This is a genomic window from Lysinibacillus sp. FW301-JW8, assembly GCF_058788755.1.
Map to the genome: position 1 here is coordinate 17,378 of NZ_JBYTBB010000043.1, position 14,577 is coordinate 31,954.

Annotated in this window: 18 protein-coding genes; 15 read left to right on the forward strand and 3 right to left on the reverse strand. The window is 34.2% G+C overall.

What is annotated here, in order from left to right; all coding sequences use genetic code 11:
* The first annotated feature begins 2 nt into the window (after positions 1–2).
* From AC3WOM_RS16975 to AC3WOM_RS16995, 5 genes are all read left to right on the forward strand, one after another.
* Positions 3–395: a BMC domain-containing protein gene (locus tag AC3WOM_RS16975; RefSeq protein ID WP_427537924.1), complete on the forward strand. Its 393-nt coding sequence runs from the start codon at positions 3–5 to the stop codon at positions 393–395.
* A 54-nt stretch (positions 396–449) separates the two neighbouring features.
* Positions 450–1,388, forward strand: coding sequence for a malate dehydrogenase (gene mdh / locus AC3WOM_RS16980; RefSeq protein ID WP_492447688.1), 939 nt, complete (start codon positions 450–452; stop codon positions 1,386–1,388).
* 178 nt (positions 1,389–1,566) lie between these two features.
* Positions 1,567–2,097: a cysteine hydrolase family protein gene (locus tag AC3WOM_RS16985; RefSeq protein WP_492447689.1), complete on the forward strand. Its 531-nt coding sequence runs from the start codon at positions 1,567–1,569 to the stop codon at positions 2,095–2,097.
* 22 nt (positions 2,098–2,119) lie between these two features.
* A complete protein-coding gene (locus tag AC3WOM_RS16990; protein ID WP_492447710.1) occupies positions 2,120–2,665 on the forward strand; it encodes a GNAT family N-acetyltransferase in 546 nt (181 codons plus the stop codon).
* 127 nt (positions 2,666–2,792) lie between these two features.
* Entirely contained in the window at positions 2,793–3,038 is a 246-nt protein-coding gene (locus AC3WOM_RS16995; protein ID WP_492447690.1) for a cold-shock protein, read from the forward strand.
* A 313-nt stretch (positions 3,039–3,351) separates the two neighbouring features.
* Here the strand turns inward: AC3WOM_RS16995 and AC3WOM_RS17000 are convergent, their stop codons facing one another.
* The gene (locus AC3WOM_RS17000; protein WP_492447691.1) at positions 3,352–4,248 is read right to left on the reverse strand and encodes a DUF3221 domain-containing protein; all 897 of its coding nucleotides are present in this window, start codon (positions 4,246–4,248) and stop codon (positions 3,352–3,354) included.
* 129 nt (positions 4,249–4,377) lie between these two features.
* Here AC3WOM_RS17000 and AC3WOM_RS17005 point away from each other — a divergent pair, with 129 nt between their 5' ends.
* Positions 4,378–4,659, forward strand: a complete 282-nt coding sequence (locus AC3WOM_RS17005; protein WP_492447711.1) for a hypothetical protein — start codon at positions 4,378–4,380, stop codon at positions 4,657–4,659.
* Here AC3WOM_RS17005 and AC3WOM_RS17010 read toward each other — a convergent pair.
* Positions 4,634–4,837, reverse strand: coding sequence for a helix-turn-helix transcriptional regulator (locus AC3WOM_RS17010; RefSeq protein WP_492447692.1), 204 nt, complete (start codon positions 4,835–4,837; stop codon positions 4,634–4,636). The two genes, AC3WOM_RS17005 and AC3WOM_RS17010, sit on opposite strands and share 26 nt — an antisense overlap.
* Positions 4,838–5,351: 514 nt before the next feature.
* On the opposite strand from AC3WOM_RS17010, the gene AC3WOM_RS17015 reads away from it, so the two are divergent.
* The 4 genes from AC3WOM_RS17015 to AC3WOM_RS17030 are packed head-to-tail and all read left to right on the forward strand — an operon-like array spanning position 5,352 to position 8,467.
* On the forward strand, positions 5,352–5,741 hold the full coding sequence (locus AC3WOM_RS17015) for a GntR family transcriptional regulator (protein ID WP_427537939.1): 390 nt from the start codon (positions 5,352–5,354) through the stop codon (positions 5,739–5,741).
* On the forward strand, positions 5,738–6,427 hold the full coding sequence (locus AC3WOM_RS17020; RefSeq protein ID WP_427537942.1) for an ABC transporter ATP-binding protein: 690 nt from the start codon (positions 5,738–5,740) through the stop codon (positions 6,425–6,427). The genes AC3WOM_RS17015 and AC3WOM_RS17020 overlap by 4 nt, the downstream gene beginning before the upstream one ends.
* Entirely contained in the window at positions 6,424–7,254 is an 831-nt protein-coding gene (locus AC3WOM_RS17025) for a hypothetical protein (protein WP_427537944.1), read from the forward strand. Before AC3WOM_RS17020 ends, AC3WOM_RS17025 begins: the two co-directional genes overlap by 4 nt.
* 13 nt (positions 7,255–7,267) lie before the next feature.
* Entirely contained in the window at positions 7,268–8,467 is a 1,200-nt protein-coding gene (locus AC3WOM_RS17030) for a hypothetical protein (RefSeq protein ID WP_492447693.1), read from the forward strand.
* A gap of 102 nt (positions 8,468–8,569) precedes the next feature.
* On the opposite strand, the gene AC3WOM_RS17035 is transcribed toward AC3WOM_RS17030, so the two are convergent.
* Positions 8,570–8,986: a ribosomal maturation YjgA family protein gene (locus tag AC3WOM_RS17035; protein WP_492447694.1), complete on the reverse strand. Its 417-nt coding sequence runs from the start codon at positions 8,984–8,986 to the stop codon at positions 8,570–8,572.
* A 594-nt stretch (positions 8,987–9,580) separates the two neighbouring features.
* On the opposite strand from AC3WOM_RS17035, the gene AC3WOM_RS17040 reads away from it, so the two are divergent.
* The 5 genes from AC3WOM_RS17040 to AC3WOM_RS17060 all read left to right on the forward strand — a co-directional run bounded on the left by AC3WOM_RS17040 (position 9,581) and on the right by AC3WOM_RS17060 (position 14,414).
* Positions 9,581–10,798, forward strand: a complete 1,218-nt coding sequence (locus AC3WOM_RS17040) for a benzoate/H(+) symporter BenE family transporter (protein WP_492447695.1) — start codon at positions 9,581–9,583, stop codon at positions 10,796–10,798.
* A 6-nt stretch (positions 10,799–10,804) separates the two neighbouring features.
* Positions 10,805–11,968 (forward strand): NAD(P)/FAD-dependent oxidoreductase, encoded by a 1,164-nt coding sequence (locus tag AC3WOM_RS17045; RefSeq protein ID WP_492447696.1) that lies wholly within the window; start codon positions 10,805–10,807, stop codon positions 11,966–11,968.
* A 37-nt stretch (positions 11,969–12,005) separates the two neighbouring features.
* The gene (locus AC3WOM_RS17050; RefSeq protein WP_427537956.1) at positions 12,006–12,386 is read left to right on the forward strand and encodes a Rid family detoxifying hydrolase; all 381 of its coding nucleotides are present in this window, start codon (positions 12,006–12,008) and stop codon (positions 12,384–12,386) included.
* Between the two features lie 71 nt (positions 12,387–12,457).
* Complete coding sequence (gene sbnA, locus AC3WOM_RS17055; protein ID WP_492447697.1) at positions 12,458–13,426, forward strand: 2,3-diaminopropionate biosynthesis protein SbnA; 969 nt, start codon at positions 12,458–12,460, stop codon at positions 13,424–13,426.
* A gap of 22 nt (positions 13,427–13,448) precedes the next feature.
* Positions 13,449–14,414, forward strand: a complete 966-nt coding sequence (locus AC3WOM_RS17060; RefSeq protein ID WP_492447698.1) for a 2,3-diaminopropionate biosynthesis protein SbnB — start codon at positions 13,449–13,451, stop codon at positions 14,412–14,414.
* The last annotated feature ends 163 nt before the right edge of the window (positions 14,415–14,577 follow it).

Here is a 14,577-nt window from a genome sequence, read left to right on the forward strand (position 1 = left end):
CAATGAAAGAAGCGATTGGTATGATTGAAACATATGGTATGGTCGGCTCTATTGAGGCAGCAGACGCTATGCTAAAGGCCTCGAATGTTCAATTAGTCAAGCATGAATTAATAGATGGTGGTATTGTGACTGTTATTGTCGAGGGAGACGTTGGGGCTGTTCAGGCAGCAGTAGAGGCAGGAAAAGCAGCAGTTGCACGCGTTGGCAAATTATTAAGTGCACATGTAATCCCGAGGGCAGCAGACGATGTTTTTACAACAATCATTGATCATCCCCAAGCAAAACCAAAAATAGAAAAAACGGTGGAAAGAGGAGTACCTAAAACATCCTCCCGTAGCAAAGCTCAAGTAAAAGAAACTACCCAAAATTCTTCTACAGATGTTCAAAGTGAATAAACGAATGCTCTCTGTATCTATAAAATAATGCATCACTGTAAAGGAGTGATGAGGATGGGATTTAAACGACCAAAGATCGCCATTATTGGTGCTGGTCATACAGGTGCCACTGTAGCTTTAATGGTCGCTCAAAAAGAAATCGGTGATATCGTTTTAGTCGATATTCCAGATTTAGAAAAACCAGCTATGGGGAAGGCACTAGATATTTTACAGACTGGTCCAATTGAGAAGTTTAATGTGCATATTGCAGGTACAGCGCGATATGAGGAAATTGCCCAGGCAGATATTGTTGTAATTACAGCAGGGATTGCTAGAAAACCAGGAATGACTCGTGAGGATCTGATTACAACAAATGCCTCAATTATTCGTTCTGTTAGTGAAAATGTGAAGCGCTATGCCCCAAACAGCTACGTTATTGTGTTGAGTAATCCTGTCGATGCCATGACCTTTGTTTGTCTAGAAACAACTGGCTTTTCAAAAAATCGTGTTATGGGGCAGTCAGGCATTTTAGATACAGCTCGCTTTAATACATTTATTGCAGAGGCTCTTCAACTAGCAGTAGAGGATGTGTCGAGCTTTGTTTTGGGAGGTCATGGAGATGAGATGGTCCCGCTTGTGCGCTATACGTATGTCGGTGGAATCCCGCTTGAAAAAATGTTACCCAAAGTACAAATCCAACAATTAGTGCAGCGGACACGTAAGGGTGGAGGCGAAATTGTAGAACTTCTTGGCAATGGTAGTGCTTATTATGCGCCAGCAGCATCAATTGTCCAAATGATAGAAGCCATCATCAAAGATAAACGAAAAGTAATGCCCGTGATTGCTTATTTACAGGGTGAATATCATGTGACCAATGCTTGTATTGGTGTACCAGTTGTTCTTGGTGGGAATGGAATAGAAAGTGTTATTGAATTACACTTGAACGAAGAGGAACATCAAGCATTCAGCAATTCTGTTCACGCTGTCTATCGTACGTTAGATTATATTAAATGAATCATTACACCATCTAATAAGGAAGGTATATTAGATGGTTTATACATACTTAGCACGAAAGCAACCTAACATTGTGTTAATGTTAAGTTGCTTTCGTTTTTCATAATTTTCTTTTAATAAGCGATGGATTTCTGTACAATTAGAACGTTAAAGTCAGAAGCTTAAAAAGGAGAATGGAATGAAGCAGGCACTAGTCATTGTAGATATGCAGGAGGCATTCTTTTTAGATAGCCAAAACTACTTATTTGAGTCAGAAAAAGTGCTAGAAAATATAAATGCTTTAATAACATGGGCTCGTTCCAACCAAGTAAAAGTTATTTTTATCCAGCATACCGATTCAAATGAAGAGGATGATTTTGCGTTTGGCAAGCCAGGTTGGGAGCTATATCGAGGGCTTCTTCGACAATCAAAGGATAAGGTAATTCAAAAAACATCATGGGATGCATTTTATCGAACAGAATTAGCGCAATATTTACAGGAACAAAAAATTGAACAGCTTATTTTTGCTGGTGCACAAACTGAATACTGTCTTGATACAACTATGCGTAGTGCCTATAGCCATGGATACCATAATAATATTTTAGTAGAGGATGCACATAGTACTTTAGATAGTCGGGTATTCAATGCTGAACAAATTATCAAGCATCACGAATCAATTTGGCATCAACGGTTTGTCACTATCCAACCAATTACCTTCTTTAACAATTGATAAAAGAGAGGATTCAATGATGATGCTTATTGAACAACAGGAATTTTATATAAATGATCTTCGTTATACAATTAGATCAGCTACTATTCAAGATGCCCAAGCATTATCAAACCTAAGGCTACAACTAGATGGAGAAACGGAAAATTTTGATCGCGAGCAGGGAGAAGCCTTTATCGATACAGCCGGATTTGAACAGATTATCCGTATAGATACAGAAAGCTCAAGCAATATATGTTTAGTAGCTGTCGTCGATAACCGGATTATCGGATTTTCAAGATGCGAGGGATCAACATTAAAACGATTGGCGCATAAAGTGGAATTTGGTGTAGGTGTCATTAAGGGATTTTGGGGCTATGGCATCGGTAAAAACCTCTTACAAGTATCGATAGATTGGGCAGATGCCAATGAAATTAAAAAAATAGCCTTACAGGTTTTAGAGACAAATGACAAAGCAAGTAGACTCTATGAAAAACTTGGCTTTACTGTAGAGGACATTTTAAAAAATGATAAACGCCTTTCTGATGGCAAATACTACCATACTATTATTATGGGTAGATGGAAGATATAAACCAGCTATATATGGGGTTTGAAGATTATACATGTCCACTGATTTATTCCACGATATGTGAAAACGGCGAAAATTATATAAATGATATGAGCTATTATTTAGATAAAAAGGAAGGAAGTGTGGTGATTTGAAACGAGAAGGAATTGTCGAATGGTATAAAGAAGAAGAGGGTTATGGACGTATCCTACTTGAAAGCGATGAGAAAACACATGTTTTCGTTCATTTAAGCTCTATTTTTTTAGATAAAGATCGATTTCCGGATAATTTTAGATTCCTTTGTCAGAAGCAAAAAGTCACCTTTGATTTAATTGAAACATCCATGACAGGTGATCAGAAGTATGTGGCAGAGAATGTTATTATAATTTCTGACTAAAGCATACCCACCCTGTGCCGGCATAGTAGCAAGATCCTTTTGAATATGAACGAAAACATCGTACAAAACATAGTATAAATAAAATGCTATAAAAGGATGATGCTTAACATGTCAGCGAGGATTTCCAAAGCACAAAATGGCTCCCTTTCTAGGGATGGAGGTACATCTGAAGGTTGGGATGATATTGATCGTTGGGAAAATGACGGAGGCAGAAGTCTTGATACATGATGAAATATTTTGAATCGAAAAGGGAGGCAAATATGTCTCCCTTTAAAAATTTGTATAATCCTAGGATATGTAGATTAAATGAGGATTACTTAAATTGAATTGTATCTACATAAGTCGCTGCCCCTTGTTTGAACTGGACTTTTACCTGCATATAATACGTGCCTTTTGGATATGTGCCATCTTCATTTATTATCCTTTCAACCTCATTCATTTGCTCATCCAAAAACACAATTTCACTGTGAAGTATATCAGAGCCATTAGCAATAAGTTTGACCTTTTCTGGTCTTTGAAGGGTAATAGCTTCATTAAAGGATGCTTGTATATGCGACAGCGGTGTTTCTTGTTCTGTTTGCTTTTTCTCTCCTGTTTTAATGTCGGTGTATGTCCAACTATATTGTTGGAGGTATAAGGAGAGCTGTTCTTCTTCGTTTATAGCAAATGCTAGATGAGGTGGTTGCTCATAAATGGGCTGTCCAAGTGAGATCGGCTTTTGATCCTGAATAACCATACCGACAAGAGTATCATTAGCAGCAATATCTATTTTATAATGCAGGGTCCATATGCTCTTTTTAGCATCAAACTTTATATTGGTGATAATTGGGTTGTACTCAAGGCTCTCTGCTACTTTAGCGAGGACCTCATTTGTAGAAAGTGTACTATTTAAGTTGAGTGGTACAATTTCAATTTTATCTGTCCCTGTTTGACCTGGATAAGATTCATTAATTGCCTCAGCCCATACTTTCACATAGTCACCTATTGTTAATTTTTTAGTGGTGGAAACCCATAATGCATTTACAAATTGGGGATTAAATTTATGTAAATAGACCGGTTCATTACTAACAACTAAGTATCTACCATCTTCTACTGCTGTTACATATCCTTCAATAGTTGCAGAGTTTAGTTTGTTTTTTTTGTCATTTGTAGCTGTACCGCAACTAGCTAAAATAAGGATTACCATACATGCTAATATTATTTTCCTCAAAGCAACCCCTCCTATTTTCAAATTAGACGCTTTCATTCCCAATAGGTTACTCTGGTTTTGTATAGGTTAAGGTTCAGCAATTAAGGCAAATTCTTAAGCATCATGTATAGAAAGGATATATATTGTTTGATGAATTTTCAAAAATTGAAAGTAAGAGTAGATCGGCCAATTGGCTATAAGGATGATTTCGATAATATCTATCCATTAAATTATGGTTATATACCTGGAATAATTGGTGGCGACGGGGAGGAACAGGATGTCTATATCCTTTCAAATACTATAAAGGGCCCAATAGATGAATTTATAGGTAAACTTATCGCAATCGTCCACAGAAATGATGATGTGGAAGAAAAATGGGTCGTTAGCGGTACTCTAATCTTCTTCATTAAAACTCCTCCTCCTCAAAAATAAAGATATTTTCAATCGACTCTTGAAAAACTTTTGCTATTCTTACAGCTATTAAAAGGGATGGCATATACTCTTCACGTTCAATTAAACTAACTGTTTGTCTTGATATCTTTGCTCGTTTTGCTAGTTCAGACTGATTCAATCCATCTCTGGCACGAAGCTCTTTCAATCTACTTTTCATCTCAACCACCTCAAATTCATTGTAATGTATCATTTTCTTTTTGACAACTATATTAGTCAAAATGGAAAGGATTGTTTTAATTAAAAGATGATCAGTACGAATTATTACTTAGAATCACAGGACAGACCCAAAAGGATTTTTCACTAAAAAGTTGGTTATTTTGAAGAAGTTTGGGTGATATTTATGTTTGCTTTTCAATTATCTAGTTTCCCTATAAAGCACGATATTGTAAGTTTTTGTAACGATACGATTGATTATCTATTTAATTATTCCCATAAATTTGGTTGACATAATTTGTGTATTAAGCCTATAATACATTCAAAAGTGTATTAACAGCTTAATACATTTTTTTAGTGATAGTGTATTAAGTGTTTAATACAGGTGGTGCGTTATTAGGAGCTATAGTTAAGAATTTAGTGCATAGTTTTCTATGAAAAATGCATAACCTACCATTATGCATAATGTGTATTAAGTGGTTAATACGAAAAGTATAATTTGCAGGGAGTTGAGTTAATTGACTGTAAAGTTTAATAATCGAGATCCGGTTTATGTACAGGTTATCCGGCATTTTAAAGAGCAAATTGCCAAGGGATTCTTTGAGCCTGGTCAGGAAGTTCCTTCAAGAAGGGAACTGGCCAATCAGCTGAAAATTAATCCCAATACCGCACAACGAGCTTATAAGGAAATGGAGGAACAAGGATTGATTTTTACTGAGGGAAATATGCCAAGCTGTATTACGAGAGATGAAGCGGTCCTTAAAAGTGTCCGTGAAGAATTAATTATCGAGGCAGTTGATTTATTTTTAGGTTCTATAAAATCCATTAATGTACCGTTATCTGAAGTGTTGAAACTAGTTGAGGATAAGTATGAGGCTGAAAGTGGGGAAACGGAGGAATCGAAATGATCGAAGTGAAAAATATCAATAAAAAATACGGCAGAAAACAGGTTTTAAAGGATCTTTCCTTTACTGCTAAAAAGGGTGAAATTACTTGCTTAATTGGTATAAACGGTGTAGGAAAGACGACAATCATGAAAGCTATTATGGCACTCACGCCGATTAATAGTGGTGAAATTTTAATAGATGGGGAAAAAATTCGGAAGGATAGCTTTGAAAAAATTACTTTTATTCCCGATTCGATCACGATGTTACCACAAATGAAAATTGGTGAGGCTTTTACGTTCATGGCGGATTTTTATAAAAGTTGGAACCCGCAAAGGGCAGAGGAGCTGTTACAATTTTTTAAGCTAAACCCAACTGAACGGATTGCCAATTTATCAAAGGGAAATACAGCAAAAGTCAATATGCTATTAGGTTTAGCACTGGATGTGGATTACTTATTGATGGATGAACCATTCTCTGGTATTGATATGTTCTCCCGTGAACAGATTGCTGAAGTGTTTACAAGCCATTTAATTGAAGAACGTGGTGTGATTCTCACAACCCATGAAATCAGTGATATTGAACACTTAATTGATAAAGCAGTACTTATTGATAATGGTGAAATATTAAAGGAATTTAGCGTGGAGGAAATGCGTGAGAATGAAGGAAAATCAGTTGTTGATGTGATGCGGGAGGTGTATCGAGGATGAAAAACTATTTAAAGCTTGTAAATTTTGAAATAAGCCGTTTTTTCAAACTATATCTAGTTTTAATAGGATTAACATTTGTCTGCCAGTTCATTGGGGCGATTATCATCTCCAAAGTTTATATGAATAGATCAGATCAAATAATGTATGAAAATCAACTATCGGTGAGTCAATATATTAAGGAATATGGTACTTTTTCCTTTCATCAATTTGTTTTTTCTGAATGGTTTGTGATACCAATCTTTTTTTGTATCGCAATGTTGATGATTTATGTTTTCTTTATTTGGTATCGAGATTGGTTTGGAAAAAATACGTTTATTTACAGATTATTGATGCTACCAACTGAAAGAATTAATATTTATTTTGCTAAATTGACGGCAATTATGCTTTTGGTCCTTGGGTTAATTGCCTTACAATTATTGTCGATTTCAATCGAGATACAAATTGCTAATAGTATTGTACCAGTAGATTTCCGTACGTATTTCTCATTTTTTGATGAGATTTATAACTTGGAAATATGGGGCTGGCTGTATCCGAACACCTTTATTGAATTTATCTTAGTATATGGAGTTGGACTAATTTTTGTAGCCGTTCTATTCACTGCCATTTTATTTGAACGGAGTTACGGTTCAAAAGGTATTTTCTTCTCAATTATTTATGGGTTGCTCTCGTTCGGATTCTTTATCGTACCGTTAGTATTGAATGGTATTTATAGTAACTATTTTTACACACTTGAAATCTTTTTCATGGAATTGGTAACGAGCATCATTGTTTTAGGAAGCGCCATTTGGATAGCGAATTATTTGCTAAAACATAAAATAAGAGTCTAATGGGGGAATGACAATGAAAAGATATTGGAAATCGATATTGATCAGTTTAGCAATCGTGGTAGCGATTGGTTCATACTATGTCCAACTAGCATGGGCTTCTAAAAATGATGTATCTTTTAAAATTGAAACTATTAGCGGAAATAAGGAAGAAATCGAAAATCGTATACTTCAAGCAAGCTATCAAAGTGGGAATATTAATCGATGGTTGTACATATCAAAGAACGGTTCTACAAATCGGATGAATTCGTCATTTTTTGGGGGTTTGATAGTTTCGCATGAGCCTTTGTTATTTCAAAAATTTATTCAAGAGCACCGTAATTTTATGCGTGGAAAAGAATTGTACCCTAGTAAGTACTTTGAAGATGAAGCTCGTTTAATCTACACAAATGTTCTAGCCAATGGTTGGAAAGAGGACCAAAGTAATTTTTTAACACTACAAATCGATATACTAGATAAAAATACAAATGACAGTACTTCATTTGAAATCAATGCGCCAGTTCAAGCAAGCTATGCCTCGGTCAATGTGAATAACGTTTATGTGGAAAATGGAAAAATAAAAATTTTGGCAACGGCGGGCTACCTCATTGAAGGCGGTGAAGAACTGCATATATATACAGTTAATGAAAAAACAAAGGAGTTAGAAAATGACTCAATAATTGCAAAATTAGAATCAGAAGATATAGGTATGTCACGTATCCGTCTATTTAATGATCCCAATATAATTCAAAATGAAAATTATTTCCTATATATGGTAGAAAAATATAGGGGTATCATAGAAGGTGCTGACCCAAAATTAATCTCTAGACAAATATATCTTTATAACAATCTCACTAATGAAGCAAAGGAATGGATAATTCCTGCTGAATTAAAATCAAATTTAGAGTCGACAGTTCTTTATGGAGCAGATATATTTATTCCTGTTCACTCAGCTAAAAGCTTAGTACTGAATCGTTATAATATCGAAAAAAATCAATGGGAAAAGCCTCTAAGCTTTGAATATCCAAGCATTGCTAATGATGAAGAGGAACCTTTTTTCAAACTTATAGATGGTAAACTATATTTAGTGAATCGTACTTCTGACGGTCATTTGCTATTTATCGGTGATGTACGTACAGGGGAATCCTTATATGAAGGTAAAATTATTGTTGAAAATAGAGAAAATCTAGATACAGATTACGCACTGTATATCGGAGAAATATATAGCACTTATTAAACATGCAATTTAGAATGAGAGGTACAAAAAGTAAGAATTAAGAAGCTAATTGGCTGAAATGAATTCAAATAGGTTCATACCAGCCAATTTTTGGTTCTTGAGTCAATAATTATGAAGTATGAACTTAAGTGAGATCTTATCTAAGACAGCAACGAATATTATCCCTGCTGTATACCGAATTAAATCCTCTGTAAGAAAACCTTTCCCAAGTATTAAAGCCCCAAGCATTGTTGCACGAATCTGATTAATCCAATCTTCCTGATATAACTGACTAAATTCAATACTGAAACTAAACAAAAAACTGAGCAAAATAGCTACGAGGGTGCTCTTCCGTACTAGCAAAAATCGAAATCCAAAATAGCCCATTATAGCCCATAGTACGTCCCCAGCGTTTTGCGCTACAAACAGTGGCAGGAAAAAACTCCATTTTCTAGAGGCAAGCCCTAAAAAAATAGTGATAATAATCGCTATTACATAAGCTATTCGCATGTTTCGGTATTGTGAGTTTTTAGGTTTCAATAGAATCACTCTTTCAGCATTTCGATCATATTCTTTAGCCTTCATTATTTCATAAATGTCGCAATAAATAAAAAAACATATCGCATTGAAGTACTATTGTCAACTAATTATAAAAAAAATTCTTTAGGACGAAAAGGTAAAGTTATTTTTTTATGTAGACCATTTTTAAACACAATAATACTTTAGTTCAATAAAATTTTCGCTTGATAACAAATTAAATGTTGTATCTAAAAATTTTAAATAATCAAATAAATAGGAATTTTCGATATTTGAGAAAAATTAGGTTTTTAATAGAATTTTGGTTATTTTAGGAAGTGGTTTTTAAAATTAAAACTATTATAAAGATGTTTATAGAAATATTTTATTTTTATATTTTTGGAATAATATAGATTTATTTTCCAATAAAATAATAAAATCATTAAAAATTGACAAAAAAACGAACGTGGGAAAAACTGGTTTTTGGAGGAGACTTGTTGTGTTAGTATAAAAAACAAAGAAAAGAGAGGTGATCAAGCAAATAAATTTATAGAAAACAGATACTGGAGGAAGGGTTGCTTTGTGTTAAAGAATTCAAGACACTCCTTTAATATGGGAATGTTAAAAGAAGATTTATCAATATCTGCTGTAGTTGTCGGATTAATAGCTACAATGGTATCTTATGCTGGACCTTTAGTAATTGTTTTCCAAGCTGCTAAAGTTGCGCATTTAAGCGATTCTCATTTATCTTCGTGGATATGGGCAATCTCTATAGGTAGTGGGTTAACCTGTATTTTATTGAGTGTTTGGTTTAAATCTCCAATTATAACAGCGTGGTCCACGCCAGGAGTGGTTCTACTAGTTTCAAGCTGGTCAATTTATTCCTATACAGATGCTATTGGAGCATTTATTTTTTCTGCAGTAATTATTACTTTGCTAGGATGGACAGGGATATTTGAGAAAATAATGAACCGAATTCCATATTCAATCACAACTGCTATGCTTGCTGGAATTCTTTTAAACTTTGGAGTTGAAGTTTTTACATCTTTGAAAAATCTACCTGAATTAGTTTTTCCGATGATACTGTGTTTCTTAATTGTTAAAAGGTTTTCACCACGTTATACGGTTGTTATTACATTATTTTTAGGGTTATTGATTACTTATTTTACAGGAAATCTAAAGACTGAAAGTATTGATATATCTTTAGTGAACCCTATTTTTACAGTTCCCACATTTTCGCTAGATGCTTTGATTGGAATTGGCATTCCATTATGTATTGTAACAATGGCATCTCAAAATGCGCCTGGTATAGGGGTTTTAAGAGCGGATGGATATAATGTACCCATAAGTCCATTAGTTACAACAACAGGAATTTTTTCAATTTTATTAGCACCATTCGGTTCTCATGCTATAAATTTAGCAGCAATTACTGCGGCAATTTGTACTGGGAAAGAAGCTCATGAGGATAAAAATAAAAGATATGTTGCAGGTATTTCATGTGGATTATTTTATTTAATCTTTGGTTTGTTTGGTGCTGCAATGGCGTCAATTTTTCAAGCACTTCCTGGTGAGTTTATAGCGGTTATTGCTGGTTTAGCTCTATTTGCTTCACTTAGTTCAAGCCTTGCTTCCGCAATGGAAGGCACTCAAAAAGAAAGTGCGCTCATTACTTTTCTAGTTACAATATCAGGTATCTCCTTTTTGGGTATAGGGGCTGCTTTCTGGGGATTAGTCGCTGGGATTCTAACAAATTCAATTTTTCAAGTAAAATTTAATATTTTCTCTAAAAAAACAAAAGAAATGAACATGGAAACTAGTAATTCACAAAAGGGATGATAGTTGATGACAGATAAATATACAGATTATCTAATTATTGGTGCGGGAATTGCAGGTGCATCGGCAGCGTATGAATTGGCTAAGGAGGCCAGTGTAATCCTGATAGAAAGAGAGACTCAATTAGCTTACCATTCCACAGGACGTTCTGCGGCAATATACATGCAAGCATATGGTAATAAAACAATAAGAGGATTAACAAAGCATAGCCTTGAGTTTTATACTAACCCTCCAAAAGGATTTAGTGATAAACCTTTATTAAGAGAGAGAGGAGCCATTTTTTTAGCAACAAAGGAACAGAAGATATTAGCAGAACAACATTATAAAGAAATGAAAAATGATGTGAGTAATTTGAGACTGCTAGAGGGTAATCAGCTAAGTAATATTGTTCCGGTCATTAATACAGATATCTATACATCAGGTATATTTGAACAAGACGCAATGGATATCGATACCCATGCTGTTCATCAAGGATATATCAATGGATTTAAAGAAAAAGGTGGAGCCTTGATTACCAATTGTAGTGTGAATTCAATATCTCGTCATAACAACCTTTGGAGTATAGATACTACCCAAGGTAATATTGTTACACCGATGATTATAAATGCAGCAGGTGCATGGGCAGACCAGATAGCAGGTTTAGCTGGAGTTAGAAGTATTAACCTGGAACCAAAGAAGAGAAGCGTCTTTTATCTATCAATCGATGAATTTAATATCAATAAATGGCCGTATGTAGGAGATTTAAGTGAATCTTTTTATTTTAGACCCGACTCTGGAAAATTATTCGTAAGTCCATGTGATGAAATTCCAATAACGCCTTGTGATGCCAAACCATCAGATTTAGATATCGCTATAGCTGCCAATAATCTTGAAGTATTAACTGATATAGATGTCAAGAAGATTGATCATACATTAGCAGGCTTGCGATCCTTTGTGGCAGATAGGACGCCGGTTGTAGGGGAGGACGCAGATGTATCAGGCTTCTTTTGGTTAGTGGGACAGGGAGGATATGGGTTTCAAACGGCGCCTGCTATAGCAAATTGTTGTAGAATGCTTCTCACAAGAAAGTGTTTCCCTGATTCGTTAAAAAATATAGGAGTTTTAGAAGAGGCACTTTCGCCTAATAGAATTAGTTTAGGACGTAACAGTATAGCAATTGGAGTAAGTAAGTAATTACTGAAAACTTAACGAGAGAATGGAGAGTATAAAAATGTCAATTAAAGAGATATATACAAAAAATGCACCAGAACCAATCGGAACCTATTCACAGGCAATTCATTCAAATAATCTTGTTTTTTTATCCGCTCAAGCACCCATTGTACCTGAAACAATGGAGGTAATAGAAGGTGGAGTAAAGGAACAGATTCAATGCGCATTTAATAATTTAAAATCTGTTGTGGAAGCTGCTGGAGGAAATCTTTCGAATGTGGTTAAGGTAACAATATATCTAACTGATTTAGCTCATTTTTCATTAGTTAATGAAGAAATGGAGAAACTTTTTACAACACCATATCCAGCAAGAGCAGCAGTTGGTGTGAAAGCCTTACCTAAAGGAACGGACTTTGCAGTTGAAGCAATTTTGAGTTTATAACTACTTATTTTATTACGAGAACAAGCTGTGTATCTTCTATTATTTTATATATGAAGGGAGATTATTAAAATTTGCTAAAAAAATTAGATTATCTTAATCAATATATTGGCAAAACGCCATGTGTGAATCTAGGTGTAAATCCTATTAATTTATTTGCAAAATTAGAATTTTATAATCTAATGGGCAGTGTGAAAATGAGACCAGCTTATTATGTAATTAAAGAAGCCATTAAAAATGGAAATATTAATGAAAATACAACAGTAATTGAATCCTCATCTGGAAATTTTGCTATAGCATTAGCTACCATATGTAAATTTTTAAAAATTAAGTTTGTTCCCATTATTGATATGAATATAAGTCAAACATATGAAAAATTGCTTCGTACAATTTCACATGATGTTATAAAAGTTACAGAGAGGGATGAAACAGGTGGGTACCTCTTAACAAGAATTAACGAAATTAAACGTTTTCAAACTAATAATGATAATGTATTTTGGACCAATCAATATGGAAATATAGATTGTTTACGAGCTCACTATTACGGTCTAGGATCTGAAATATCTGAAAGTTTCGACAAATTGGATTATGCGTTTATTGGTGTTAGTTCTTGTGGCACCATTGCAGGAGTTTCAAGAAAATTAAAAGAGAAATTTCCTGCCATAAAAATTATTGCTGTAGATACGGAGGGTTCAGTTATTTTCGGAAAACCTCCAGGCAAGCGTTATATTCCTGGGATTGGGTCAAGTATGACACCTGATATTTTAAAGGAAGCTTTAATAGATGAAGTAATATATGTTCCAGAAGCCGAAGCAGTAAAAGGATGTTATGAGCTTTTTGAGAAATTTGTTATTTTTGCAGGTGGTTCTTCAGGAGCATCCTATTACGCAATTGGTGAATATTTTAAAGGTAAAAAACTTAACCAAGTTCCAAATGTAGTGTTTCTATGCCCCGATGGTGGTTCACCATATGTTGATACTGTTTATAATAATGAATGGGTAAAATGGATCGATAATCAAAAGGATACAGTGATGAATTTATAGTACAAAAGGAGTTGGAAATACCATGCTCTATTTAAATAATACAGATATATCAATGATTCCAATAAATTGGCGTGAAAATATTTCTCATCTGAAATACGCTGTAGAATGCTTAGCAAACGATGATTTTTCTCAACCGATTAAACCTTATTTGAAATTTAAAGATCCGAATGACCGTATCATAGCTATGCCAGCATATGTTGGTGGTGACATCTCTTCTACAGGTATAAAATGGATTGCAAGTTTTCCGAAAAATATTAAAAAGGCTATTCCAAGAGCTCACTCAATAACGATTTTAAACGATGTTCATACAGGAGAGCCAGTATGCATTATAAATACCGCAATAATAAGTGGGATACGTACAGCATCTGTTTCGGGATTGATTATACGTGAATTTCAAGCGGCTAGAGAATTAAATGAAATTAATATCGGCATTATTGGATTTGGTCCAATAGGTCAGTTACATTATCAAATGGTAACGGAATTATTAAATGAAAAAATAAATAAAATTTATATTTTTGATATTGCTGGAATTTCTACAGAGAAAATACCTGCAAATTGGCTAGAGAAAACAGAAATTTGTAGTTCGTGGGAAGAAGTTTATAAGCATAGTGAAATCTTTATAACTTGTACAGTTTCAGAGAAGAGATATATAAATAAAGAACCTAAAAAGGGCGCACTACTGCTGAATGTTTCTCTTCGTGATTATGAACCTAGTATTATTGATTTTACCCAGTCAATGATTGTAGATGATTGGGACGAGGTCTGTCGAGCAAATACAGATATAGAGGTAATGCATAAAGAATATAATTTGAATAAAGAGGATACAAAATCCATTATTGATGTCGTTCTTCATAATGCAATGAAAAAATTTCCTGATAATCAAGCAATAATGTTTCATCCAATGGGAATGGCTATTTTCGATATAACAATAGCTAAATTGTATTTTGAAAAAGCGAAGCAAAATAATATCGGTCTCATTCTAAAATAATGAGGAAATTTTTATAGTAGAAGTATACGGAGGAGTGATAATTAAAGTGATACGATATGATTGTGTTTCATGTGGATATGAATTTCAATCAGAAGGAATCGTTTATCTATGTCCTGTTTGTAAAAATGTTAAGAATAATGGTTTTCAAAAGGGTATATTATCC

Bases quoted from the DNA above. Each gene is read 5' to 3' on its own strand.
- AC3WOM_RS16975 (WP_427537924.1), top strand. From the start codon at position 3: ATGAAAGAAGCGATTGGTATGATTGAAACATATGGTATGGTCGGCTCT.
- mdh (WP_492447688.1), top strand. From the start codon at position 450: ATGGGATTTAAACGACCAAAGATCGCCATTATTGGTGCTGGTCATACA.
- AC3WOM_RS16985 (WP_492447689.1), top strand. From the start codon at position 1,567: ATGAAGCAGGCACTAGTCATTGTAGATATGCAGGAGGCATTCTTTTTA.
- AC3WOM_RS16990 (WP_492447710.1), top strand. From the start codon at position 2,120: ATGCTTATTGAACAACAGGAATTTTATATAAATGATCTTCGTTATACA.
- AC3WOM_RS17005 (WP_492447711.1), top strand. From the start codon at position 4,378: ATGAATTTTCAAAAATTGAAAGTAAGAGTAGATCGGCCAATTGGCTAT.
- AC3WOM_RS17010 (WP_492447692.1), bottom strand. From the start codon at position 4,837: ATGAAAAGTAGATTGAAAGAGCTTCGTGCCAGAGATGGATTGAATCAG.
- AC3WOM_RS17020 (WP_427537942.1), top strand. From the start codon at position 5,738: ATGATCGAAGTGAAAAATATCAATAAAAAATACGGCAGAAAACAGGTT.
- AC3WOM_RS17025 (WP_427537944.1), top strand. From the start codon at position 6,424: ATGAAAAACTATTTAAAGCTTGTAAATTTTGAAATAAGCCGTTTTTTC.
- AC3WOM_RS17030 (WP_492447693.1), top strand. From the start codon at position 7,268: ATGAAAAGATATTGGAAATCGATATTGATCAGTTTAGCAATCGTGGTA.
- AC3WOM_RS17040 (WP_492447695.1), top strand. From the start codon at position 9,581: ATGTTAAAAGAAGATTTATCAATATCTGCTGTAGTTGTCGGATTAATA.
- AC3WOM_RS17045 (WP_492447696.1), top strand. From the start codon at position 10,805: ATGACAGATAAATATACAGATTATCTAATTATTGGTGCGGGAATTGCA.
- AC3WOM_RS17050 (WP_427537956.1), top strand. From the start codon at position 12,006: ATGTCAATTAAAGAGATATATACAAAAAATGCACCAGAACCAATCGGA.
- AC3WOM_RS17060 (WP_492447698.1), top strand. From the start codon at position 13,449: ATGCTCTATTTAAATAATACAGATATATCAATGATTCCAATAAATTGG.